The sequence below is a fragment of the Egibacteraceae bacterium genome (assembly GCA_040905805.1).
Taxonomy (GTDB): domain Bacteria; phylum Actinomycetota; class Nitriliruptoria; order Euzebyales; family Egibacteraceae; genus DATLGH01.
The window spans coordinates 17,709-27,743 of the sequence record JBBDQS010000107.1 but is presented as its reverse complement, the minus strand read 5'-3'; the positions used below and the strand labels follow the sequence as shown (position 1 = coordinate 27,743).

Here is a 10,035-nt window from a genome sequence, read left to right as displayed (position 1 = left end):
GCAGCGACCGCCCTGAGGATGCTCTGCGCCGCTGTGGACAGCCTTCGGCGGTGCGCGCCCCCGGACGTAGCCTTCGGTCATGGGCGGGCTGTCCGGTGTCGTCGACCTCGTGGTGCCGCGCCGCTGCGTCGGCTGCGGCGGGGGTGCGTCGGGCCCGTGGTGCGACGCCTGTGCGCGAGCGGCCGAGCGCCTGGCCCTGGTGGACTTCGGCTACACGGTGCTGGACGCGGGGGTGGTGGCGGTCGGCGCGTACGCCTACGCCGGCGTGGTGGCGGCAGCGATCCGGGCGATCAAGGTCGGCGGGGCGTTCGCCGCGGCCGCGCCGCTCGGGGCGGTGCTGCGGGCGCGGCTGCGACTGCCGGCGCCGGGATCTGACCTGGCGGTCACGTGGGTGCCCTCGACGCGCCGGCGGCGGCGCCAGCGCGGCGCCGAGATCCCCCGGCTGCTGGCCGGCCACGGCGCCACGGCCCTGCTCGTGCGGGTGGGGGAGCGTCCTGACCAGACCGCGCTGGGTGCGGCGGCGCGGCGGGCCAGCCCGGCGGGCGTGTTCGCGCCCACCGGGCCCGTGCCGCCGGCGGTGCTCCTGGTCGACGACGTGCGGACCACCGGGGGGACCGCGGCGGCGGCTGCGGCGGCCCTGCGCAGCGCCGGCGCCCGGCGCGTGCTCGTCGCCACCCTCGCCGTGGGTGGTGACGAGGCCCGTGCCGCGACCACCGGCCGCGGCGCGTAGCCCGCCCGCGGTCGCGACCGCTCAGCCGTCGCCCATGTACTCGAAGTGCATCCCGTCGGGTACCCGCCACGTCCCGCCCCAGGAGAAGCCATGGCGCGCCATGGCCTCGACGACCCGGGCGTCGAGCGTCGGGGGGTCACCGTAGGCGTTGGTGGTGGCGTTCAGGTCCACCGCGATGCCCCAGGCGTGGCGTGACAGGCCCTGGCCGGGGCTGATGACGCGGGGCCCGTAGCAGCCGGCGTAGTCGGAGGGGTCGACCAGGCGGGCCAGTCCGGCCTCGGCCAGCTCGGCCATCGCGTCCCGCAGTGGTGGGATGGTCCCCCGGTTGCAGGCGACCTCGCCGATGATCGGCACCGTGGTCACCTGGATGTGCTGGTCGACCCAGGCGTCGTCCTGGTCGATGAGGCGGCCCGACGCGGGTCGATAGGCGAACTCCCCGAAGCGCTCCTTGATCGTCACCTGCGGGAGCAGCGATCCGCCGTGGCGCAGCACCCGCTGCTCGCCGGGGCCGCGGACGTTGACCGGCGCGGCGCCGCCGGCGGCGCGGATGGCTGCCTCGACCGCATCCCGCGGGCCGGTGTGGAGCAGCCGCACGAACCGCTCGGTGGGGACCTCGTCGGTCGGGGCGACCATCATGACCTCGGCGTGAGCGACGACGTCGTCGGGGACGACCCCGGCCACCGTGACCCGCCGGCCGCTGTCGAACTCGAGCTGGGCGCCCTGCTGGAGACCACGCAGGCGAGCCGAGCTCTCGCCGAGCAGCGCCTCGCCCGGGGTGAGGGCGGCGACCGCGGCCGCACCGGCGGAGTCGAGGACCCCGGCGTGCCTGGCGGGATCGACCGCGAGCGCGTCCAGAGGGATCGCCATGCCGGGAGGAGGCTCGTCGATGCGGGTGCCCGCCCCATCCCAGGAGGCGACGAGGTTCACCGTGTCGCCACGCACGACGCTGACCGCCTCCACCGCGTCGAGCTCGGCGATGGCGGACCCGAAGCCGTCCGGCAACCCACGGGACGTCCAGGTGACGAGCACGCCGGCGTCGGCACTGGTCGTCACGGTGGCCGGGTCGAGGCGCACCAGGAGGGCCACGACGGCGGCCAGCAGGACGACGGTCAGCGCGCCGCCGACAAGGCGTTGCACAGGCATGCTCCCCACCTTGCCAGCGCCCCCGGGGAGCTGCCGTGGCGCCGCCCCGGCAGGCCCCTTGCGCTGGGGGTGCGGGGTCGTCACGATGCGAGAATCGCAACCGGGAGGTACCGCGTGGACATCACCATCAAGAGCAAGGACTGCGAGCCCACCGACCGTCTGAAGGCGGAGGCGGTCGCGAAGATCGAGCACGCGACGCGCTTCTTCGACCGTCTGTCCTCGGTCGAGGTCGTCTTGCGCGAGGAGTCCAACCCCCGCATCGCCGAGCCGGCCGTGGTGGAGGTCACCGCCCGCACCAAGGGCCACCACATCCGGGCGGAGGGGTGCGGCGCCGACCACCGGCTGGCCCTTGACGTGGCCACCGCCCGCTTCGCCCGCCAGCTGTCGCGCTACAAGGCCCGCATGGTGGATCGCCGGCAGGGAAAGGGGTCGGCGGGTCTGTCCACGCCTGCCGACGCCGCCATGCTGCCCGGCGGCGAGTCCGAGCGGCACGACTCGGCCCCACAACCCCACATCGTGCGCACCAAGAGCTTCGAGCTGCAGCCCATGCTGCCCGAGGACGCCGCCCTGCAGCTGGAGCTGCTCGACCACCAGTTCTACGTCTTCACGAATGCCGCCACCGGGGGGTGCAACGTGGTCTACCGGCGCAAGGACGGCGACCTGGGGCTCATCGAGGCACTGACGTAACCAGGACCGATACACTAGTGCGCAAGCGGGCGCGCTGGCGTGGAGGGTCTGATGACGGAAGCCGAGACGAGTGACGACCCCATCCGGGTGATCGTGGCGGACGACCACGCGGTGTTCCGCCGTGGCCTGGAGATGGTGCTCGAGTCCGAGCCCGACATCGCGGTGGTGGCGGAGGCCGGTGACGGCCGGGAGGCCACCGAGCTCGCGATCGAGCACATGCCCGACCTCGTGCTGATGGACGTGCGCATGCCCGCACACGGCGGCATCGACGCCACCAAGGCGATCAAGGACGCGGTCCCGCACTCGAAGATCCTCATGCTGACCATCAGCGACGAGGAGGACGACCTCTACGACGCCATCAAGGCCGGCGCCAGCGGCTACCTGCTGAAGGAGATCTCGATCGAGGAGGTCGCCGACGCCATCCGCAAGGTGCACGCCGGCCAGTCGCTGATCTCGCCGTCCATGGCCGGCAAGCTGCTCACCGAGTTCGCCTCCATGGCCAAGAAGGACGAGCAGAAGCAGCAGATGCCCGCCCCTCGCCTCACCGACCGGGAGATGGAGGTGCTCGCGCTGGTCGCCCAGGGGATGAACAACCGCGACATCGCGAAGGAGCTGTTCATCTCCGAGAACACGGTGAAGAACCACGTGCGCAACATTCTGGAGAAGCTGCACCTGCACTCCCGGATGGAGGCCGTGGTCTACGCGGTGCGCGAGAAGCTGCTCGAGATCAAGTAGCGGCCCCGTCCGCATCGCCCGCCACAGGCGCGAGGTCGACACCTACACTGGGGCGTTGATTCGTCCCACCCTGCCGTGGAAGGCACCGACGTGGTTCTGCAGAAGTTCCTCCGCATGGGGGAAGGCCGCCAGATCAGGAAGCTGGAGCGGCTCGTCGCCGAGGTCAACGCCGTCGAGGACAGCGTCACCGGCCTGTCCGACGAGCAGCTGCGGGCACGCACCACCGAGTTCCGCTCGCGCCTTGACGAGGACGAGACGCTGGACGACCTGCTGCCCGAGGCGTTCGCGACCGTGCGGGAGGCGGCGCACCGCGTGCTCGACCAGCGCGCGTTCGACGTGCAGGTGCTCGGCGGCGCGGCGCTGCATCAGGGCGACATCGCCGAGATGAAGACCGGTGAGGGCAAGACGCTGACCTCGACGATGCCGGTGTACCTGAACGCCCTGGACGGCAAAGGCGTCCACGTCGTGACCGTCAACCCCTACCTGGCCGCCCGTGACGCGGAGTGGATGGGACGGGTCTACCGGTTCCTGGGCCTGCAGGTCGGTCTCGTGTTCTCCCAGCAGCCGCGCCCCGACAAGCGCATGGCGTACGCCGCCGACGTCACCTACGGCACCAACAACGAGTTCGGGTTCGACTTCCTGCGCGACCACATGGTGCTCAAGAGCGAGGACAAGGTGCAGCGCGGCCACAGCTACTGCATCGTCGACGAGGTCGACTCGATCCTGGTCGACGAGGCGCGCACCCCGCTGATCATCTCCGGCCCCGCCGACCAGGCCACCGAGTGGTACACGGTCTTCGCCCGCCGCGTGGCGCCGAAGCTGACCCGCGACGAGCACTACGAGGTCGACGAGGCCAAGCGCACGGTGGCGGTCACCGAGGAGGGCGTGACCAAGGTCGAGCAGCTGCTCGGCATCGACAACATGTACGAATCGGTCAACACCCCGCTGATCCACCACCTCCAGAACGCCCTCAAGGCGCGTGAGCTGTTCAAGCGCGACCGCGAGTACATCGTGGTCGACGGCGAGGTCAAGATCGTCGACGAGAACACCGGCCGTGTCCTCGACGGTCGCCGCTACTCCGAGGGGCTGCACCAGTCGATCGAGGCCAAGGAAGGGGTGAAGGTCAAGGAGGAGAACCAGACCCTGGCGACCATCACCCTGCAGAACTACTACCGCGGTTACGACAAGCTCGCCGGCATGACGGGGACGGCCAAGACCGAGGAAAGCGAGTTCATGCACATCTACGCCACCGGGGTCGTAGAGGTGCCGACGAACCGCGACATCGTCCGCCTGGACAAGGTCGACCTGATCTACAAGAGCGAGGCGGCCAAGCTCGAGGCGGTCGTGCTCGACCTGCTGGAGCGCCAGGAGCGGGGCCAGCCGGTGCTGGTCGGGACCGCGTCGGTGGAGAAGTCCGAGAAGCTGTCGGCCATGCTGACCAAGCGCGGACTGCGCCACGAGGTCCTGAACGCGAAGAACCACTTCAAGGAGGCCGAGATCGTCGCGCAGGCCGGCCGCATCGGCGCGGTCACCGTCGCGACCAACATGGCCGGGCGCGGCGTCGACATCATGCTCGGCGGCAACCCCGAGTCGCGGGCCGACGCCGATGCGCGCAAGCAGATCGACCCCGAGGTCGACCCCGACGGGTTCGCCGTCGCCTACGCCGATGCGCTGGAGCGCTACGTGGCCGAGTGCCAGGCCGAGGGGGACAAGGTCCGCGAGCTCGGTGGCCTCTACGTCCTCGGCACCGAGCGTCACGAGTCACGGCGCATCGACAACCAGCTGCGCGGCCGTGGCGGCCGTCAGGGCGACCCGGGCGAGTCCCGCTTCTACCTGTCGCTGGAGGACGACCTCATGCGGCTGTTCAACGCGAGCGCGGTGGAGTCGATCATGACCCGCCTGAAGCTGCCCGAGGAGGACCCCATCGGGCACAAGATGGTCTCCAAGGCCGTGCAGCGCGCCCAGGGGCAGGTCGAGTCCCGCAACTTCGAGATCCGCAAGAACGTCCTCAAGTACGACGACGTGATGAACAACCAGCGCAAGGTGATCTACGAGCAGCGCAACGTCGTCATGGGCGGCACCGACGAGCAGGTTGAGGAGTTCGCCGAGGACTTCATCGAGGACGCCGTGCGCAACCTGTGCGGCCAGCATGCCGCCGAGGGCGTCTACCCCGAGGAGTGGACCCTCGAGGAGCTGTGGATCTCCCTGGAGCGCATCTACCCCGTGTCGGTGGACCGCGACAGCATCGACCTGGACGACACCAAAGCCGAGGACCTGGCCGAGATGCTCGTCACCGACGCGATGGAGCGCTACGAGGAGCGTGAGTCAGAGCTCGGGTCGGACACGCTGCGCCAGGTCGAGCGCCGGGTGATCCTGTCGGTGGTCGACCGCATCTGGCGCGAGCATCTCTACGAGATGGACCACCTGCGCGACGGCATCGGTCTTCGGGCGGTCGGTCAGCGCGACCCCCTGCGGGAGTACGAGCGCGAGGCCTACTACGCCTTCAACGACATGATGGCCCAGATCAAGGAGCAGGCCGCCGGCTACTTCTACAATCTGCCGGTGCGCAAGACCGAGGAGCGCGAGCAGGAGGACGAGGGCAGGCGCCGCCAGGAGGCGCAGGTCGCCCCGCCCGCGCTGCGCGCCCAGCCGGCCCCTCAGCCCGCCCCGCAGTTCTCCTACAGCTCGGCGACCAGCGCGTCGTCGGCCCCTGCGGCGGGAGCCACCTCCTACACCGTCAGCTCCACCCAGAGCAGCGGCACCAGCGGCGGCAACGGTGGCGGGGGCAGCGCGACGGCGCCGGCTCGCCCGGCCGGGATGGGTGCGCCGGGCGCGGCGGCGGCCGCAGCCGCTGCCCAGCACGCGTCGGGCGCCGCCACCAGCGACAAGGTCGGCCGCAACGAGCCCTGCCCCTGCGGGTCGGGGCAGAAGTACAAGAAGTGCCACGGTGGCTGAGCCCAAGATCGAACCGGTCGGACTGCCCGCCCCGCTGAAGGCGTGGAAGGCGCGCAAGCCGGACCCGTTGGTGACCATGCACTGCGGGCAGGCCGGCTGCGGCCACGAGGTCGGTGCGGTCTACGCAAGCCCGAAGGGGCCCGTGGTCGAGTCGCGCATGCACCCGCAGCAAAGCGCCGACGACCCGACGCCTGTCGCGCCAGAGGAGATCGCGGCCTTCGGCGCGGGCCTCGGGTTCACCGGGATGGTGGACGAGTTCACCATGCCCTCCGGCACGCGTGGCTCGTGGCTGACGGAGGCGGTGCGGGCCCAGATCGACCTGCTCAGCGGGGCCATCTACTGGCACGACCCCGTCCCCACCTGCCCGCACCACGGGGAGCTGCAGGTCGACCGGGCCGGACTCGACGAGGCGGTGCACGCCGCCGACCAGACCCGCTACGACGCGCTGCCCGTCGGCCAGCAGGAGCCGCCCGAGTAGCGGCGACCGGGCTCGTGTCGGGGCCCGTCGACCCCGCAGGGAGGATGGAGGACGACCATCACGACACCGGGGCCCCCCATCTCGCCTCCGCCGGTCGAGCGACCGCGGCTGCGCGGGTGGTCACATCTGGTGGCGTTCGCCGTGAGCATCGTGGCCGGGCCCCTGCTCGTCGCCGGGGCCGACCCGACGTTGCGCTGGCTGGTGGGTGTCTACGTCGCCGGTGCCACCGCGGTGTTCGGTGTCAGCGCGCTGTACCACCGGGTGGCCTGGTCGGTGCGGGCCCGGGCGATCATGCGCCGGCTGGACCACGCCACGATCTTCGTGTTGATCGCCGCAAGCTACACGGCCGTGGGCGGGTTGGCGCTGCCGCACCTGCTGGACGGGGTCCTCCTGTGGCTGATCTGGGTCGGCGCGCTGGTCGGCATCGCCCTCCAGCTCGTCGTCCCCCATTGGCGACGGCTGGCGGCAGCCAGCTACCTCGCGCTCGGCTGGGTCGTGATCCCCGGGCTGCCCGCGTTGCACGCCGCGCTCGCGGGCGGGCAGGTGGCCCTTCTGCTCGGTGGTGGGCTCTTCTACACCGCGGGCGCGATCATCTACGCCACCAAGAGGCCCGGCCTCGCCCCCCGCGTCTTCGGCTACCACGAGCTGTTCCACGCCCTGGTGATCGCCGCCGTGGGCTGCCACCTCGTCCTCGTGCTCACCCTGGCGGGCACCGGGTCGGCATGACCCCCCGGCGAGGCCGCCCACCGCCGACGCACGCCGCCGGCCCGGCGGCTACGGCGCGGACCGCTCGGCCAGCCCGTGCGTGAACGCCACGGCGGCGGCCTCGGTGCGCGAGGCCACGTCGAGCTTGGCGAAGATGTTGGACAGGTGGCGTGCGACCGTCTTCTCGCTGATCGTCAGGGCCGAGGCGATCTGGCGGTTGGTGTGGCCGGTGCAGACGCAGCGCAGCACCTCCAGCTCCCGGGGTGACAAGCCCAGCGGGGGCTCGTCACGGCCGAACTGGTCGTCGAGCGCACGCAGGTCAGGCGCCGCGCCCAGCTCGGTGAACACGGCCCGTGCGGATTCGGCCTCGCGCTCGGCCGCTTCGATGTCGCCGACCGCGGCGAGGGCCCCGGCGAGCCGGGCCCGCGTCGCCGCCGGTGGCGGCGACCTCGACCTGGGCGGCCAGCAGGGCCACGCGGTCAAGCGATCGCTCGGTCCCGGCCAGCGCCGTGCGCAGCGCCGTGGTCGCGGCCGGCCTGCGTCCCTGGGCCATGCGCAACAGGGCCAGGCCGGGCTGGGGATCGCGGCCGAGCTCGTGCGCCTGTGCGTAGGCCTCCTCTGCGGCCGCGTGGTCGCCGCGTAGCCGGCGCACCTCGGCGATGCGGTACTGGCCCTCGGCGACCACGCCGACGTTCATGTCGGCGAGGTCGCGGCACGCCTGGGCGGCCTGGCGCTCGGCGTCCCCCCACGCGCCTTCGAGATGGTGCAGCTGGGCGCGGTGCACCCGGCCTGCGCACCTCGGCTGTGCCCTCCAGCACGAGCCCCACGGCGCGCAGGGTGCGGTCGTCATGGCGGTCGGCGATCCCCTGGACCGTGCGGCAGAGCTCGAGCGCAACGGCGAAGCGACCGGCGCCCAGCGCCTGCTCGACCTCGAGGTAGTGCAGGTAGCCGTGCGCCGCGCACTCCGGGGCGTCCTGCAGCAGGCGCCTGGCCCGGCTGATCCAGCCCGAGCCCACGGTCGGCTCGCCGCGCATGGACCACAGGCAGCCGATCTTGATCGCCAGCCGGGCCGCCCGGGGGACGTGCTGGCCGTGGAGGTGGTGGCGGTACACCTCCTCGGACAGGTTCAGCGACTCGTCGTTGTAGCCGAGCCACCAGGCCGCGTCGGCGAGGGCCGCGAGATCCTCGGGCCCCAATCCCTGATGCTCCGCCGCCGCGCGGTAGTGGTGGTAGGCCGCGTCCCAGCGAAACCGTGCGTACGCCTCACGTGCCTGCTCGAGCACATCGACCACCATGCGTCCTCCCGGTCGCGCACTGGAGTATCGCAGGCGGCGGGCGGCCGTTGGCGATGGGTGGTTCTCCCCATGCCGGCGCCAGGCGGAATGGGTAGCTCGCCCGATGGTGCGGCTGCCGTTGCGCCTGCACGCTGTCCGTGGCACCGCCGGAACCGTCCACCGACCCGAGGAGGAGTCCCCATGGCACTCGACGGAGACCGACTGCAGGCGTTCACGGAGCGGTTCGCCGCCGACCAGGCCGCCACCATGCATGCGGCCACCATCGTGGTCGGCGACCAGCTGGGCTTGTATCGGGCGCTGGCCGACGGCGGCTCGCAGACCGCGTCCGAGCTCGCCGGCGCGACCGGCTGCCATCCGCGGCTGGTGCGCGAGTGGCTCAACGCCCAGGTGGCGAGTGCCTATTGCGAGCACGACGACGGGCGCTACTGGCTGACCCCGGAGCAGGCCGCCTGCCTGGCGGACCCCTCCAGCCCGACCTTCGTCGCGGGCGGGGCGCTCGCGGCCAGCGCGGTCCACAAGGACACCGAGCGTGTGCGTCAGGCGTTCACCGCCGATGGGGGGATCGGATGGGACGAGCACCACGCCGACCTGTTCGCCGGCACCTTGCGCTTCTTCGAGCCGGCGTACCGCGCCAACCTGGCTGGCAGCTGGGTCCCGGCGCTCGACGGCATGGCGGACACGCTGACCGCGGGGGGCCGGGTGGCCGACATCGGTTGCGGATACGGCGCCGCCCTGATCCTGCTGGCGCAGGCCTACCCCGCCTCGACGTTCAGCGGCTTCGACTACCACGCGGGCTCGATCGCGGCGGCGCGCAAGGCCGCCGCGGAGGCCGGCGTCAGCGACCGGGTGACCTTCGAGGTTGCCGGCGCCGACGACTTCCCGGGCCACGACTACGACCTCGTCTGCGTGTTCAACGCCCTGCACGAGTGGGGTGACCCGGTCCGCGCCGCACGCCGCATCCGCGATGCGCTCATTGCCGACGGGACGTGGATGTTCACCGAGCCGCGCACCGACGACGTGCTCGGCGAGGGCGTCCGAGCCAGGACGTTCTACTCGGTGTCGACGTTCGTGTGCACCCCCAGCGCACTGTCGCAGGGCTGCGAGGATCCGCTGGGTGCGCAAGCCGGGGAGGACCGGTTGCGCCGGGTGGTCGAGGAGGCCGGGTTCGCCAGCTTCCGGCGGGCCGCGGAGACACCGGCGTTCATGGTCCTCGAAGCGCGCCCGTGAGATGTGTCCGCGGATGGGCGTGCCGTTCGGCCACGGCGATCTCGGTGGCCGCCGGGTTCGGGGGGGGGGGGGGGGGGGGG

The 10,035-nt window shown here is 72.0% G+C and carries 10 protein-coding genes; 7 read left to right on the top strand and 3 right to left on the bottom strand.

The window, feature by feature from the left end:
* Positions 1 to 79 precede the first annotated feature (79 nt).
* A complete protein-coding gene (locus WD250_11985; protein ID MEX2620926.1) occupies positions 80 to 730 on the top strand; it encodes a hypothetical protein in 651 nt (216 codons plus the stop codon).
* 21 nt (positions 731 to 751) lie between these two features.
* On the opposite strand, the gene WD250_11980 is transcribed toward WD250_11985, so the two are convergent.
* Positions 752 to 1,873 (bottom strand): M15 family metallopeptidase, encoded by a 1,122-nt coding sequence (locus WD250_11980; protein MEX2620925.1) that lies wholly within the window; start codon positions 1,871 to 1,873, stop codon positions 752 to 754.
* A gap of 114 nt (positions 1,874 to 1,987) precedes the next feature.
* Here WD250_11980 and raiA point away from each other — a divergent pair, with 114 nt between their 5' ends.
* The 5 genes from raiA to WD250_11955 all read left to right on the top strand — a co-directional run bounded on the left by raiA (position 1,988) and on the right by WD250_11955 (position 7,454).
* Entirely contained in the window at positions 1,988 to 2,560 is a 573-nt protein-coding gene (raiA, locus tag WD250_11975; GenBank protein MEX2620924.1) for a ribosome-associated translation inhibitor RaiA, read from the top strand.
* Between the two features lie 51 nt (positions 2,561 to 2,611).
* Positions 2,612 to 3,295, top strand: a complete 684-nt coding sequence (locus WD250_11970) for a response regulator transcription factor (GenBank protein ID MEX2620923.1) — start codon at positions 2,612 to 2,614, stop codon at positions 3,293 to 3,295.
* Positions 3,296 to 3,385: 90 nt separating this feature from the next.
* Positions 3,386 to 6,250 carry a preprotein translocase subunit SecA gene (secA, locus tag WD250_11965; GenBank protein MEX2620922.1) on the top strand — a complete coding sequence of 955 codons (2,865 nt, stop codon included), beginning with the start codon at positions 3,386 to 3,388 and terminating at the stop codon, positions 6,248 to 6,250.
* Complete coding sequence (locus tag WD250_11960; protein MEX2620921.1) at positions 6,243 to 6,728, top strand: hypothetical protein; 486 nt, start codon at positions 6,243 to 6,245, stop codon at positions 6,726 to 6,728. Before secA ends, WD250_11960 begins: the two co-directional genes overlap by 8 nt.
* A 57-nt stretch (positions 6,729 to 6,785) precedes the next feature.
* On the top strand, positions 6,786 to 7,454 hold the full coding sequence (locus WD250_11955) for a hemolysin III family protein (protein MEX2620920.1): 669 nt from the start codon (positions 6,786 to 6,788) through the stop codon (positions 7,452 to 7,454).
* Positions 7,455 to 7,502: 48 nt separating this feature from the next.
* Here WD250_11955 and WD250_11950 read toward each other — a convergent pair whose 3' ends face one another.
* Both WD250_11950 and WD250_11945 read right to left on the bottom strand, forming a co-directional pair.
* Positions 7,503 to 7,781: a response regulator transcription factor gene (locus WD250_11950; protein MEX2620919.1), complete on the bottom strand. Its 279-nt coding sequence runs from the start codon at positions 7,779 to 7,781 to the stop codon at positions 7,503 to 7,505.
* On the bottom strand, positions 7,753 to 8,217 hold the full coding sequence (locus WD250_11945; GenBank protein ID MEX2620918.1) for a hypothetical protein: 465 nt from the start codon (positions 8,215 to 8,217) through the stop codon (positions 7,753 to 7,755). Before WD250_11945 ends, WD250_11950 begins: the two co-directional genes overlap by 29 nt.
* Before the next feature lie 691 nt (positions 8,218 to 8,908).
* Between WD250_11945 and WD250_11940 the strand changes: the two genes are divergently transcribed.
* Positions 8,909 to 9,955 (top strand): class I SAM-dependent methyltransferase, encoded by a 1,047-nt coding sequence (locus WD250_11940; GenBank protein MEX2620917.1) that lies wholly within the window; start codon positions 8,909 to 8,911, stop codon positions 9,953 to 9,955.
* The last annotated feature ends 80 nt before the right edge of the window (positions 9,956 to 10,035 follow it).

What these genes read in the sequence shown, in the direction of transcription:
- WD250_11985 (MEX2620926.1), top strand. Translation starts at nt 80, where the DNA reads ATGGGCGGGCTGTCCGGTGTCGTCGACCTCGTGGTGCCGCGCCGCTGC.
- WD250_11980 (MEX2620925.1), bottom strand. Translation starts at nt 1,873, where the DNA reads ATGCCTGTGCAACGCCTTGTCGGCGGCGCGCTGACCGTCGTCCTGCTG.
- WD250_11970 (MEX2620923.1), top strand. Translation starts at nt 2,612, where the DNA reads ATGACGGAAGCCGAGACGAGTGACGACCCCATCCGGGTGATCGTGGCG.
- WD250_11940 (MEX2620917.1), top strand. Translation starts at nt 8,909, where the DNA reads ATGGCACTCGACGGAGACCGACTGCAGGCGTTCACGGAGCGGTTCGCC.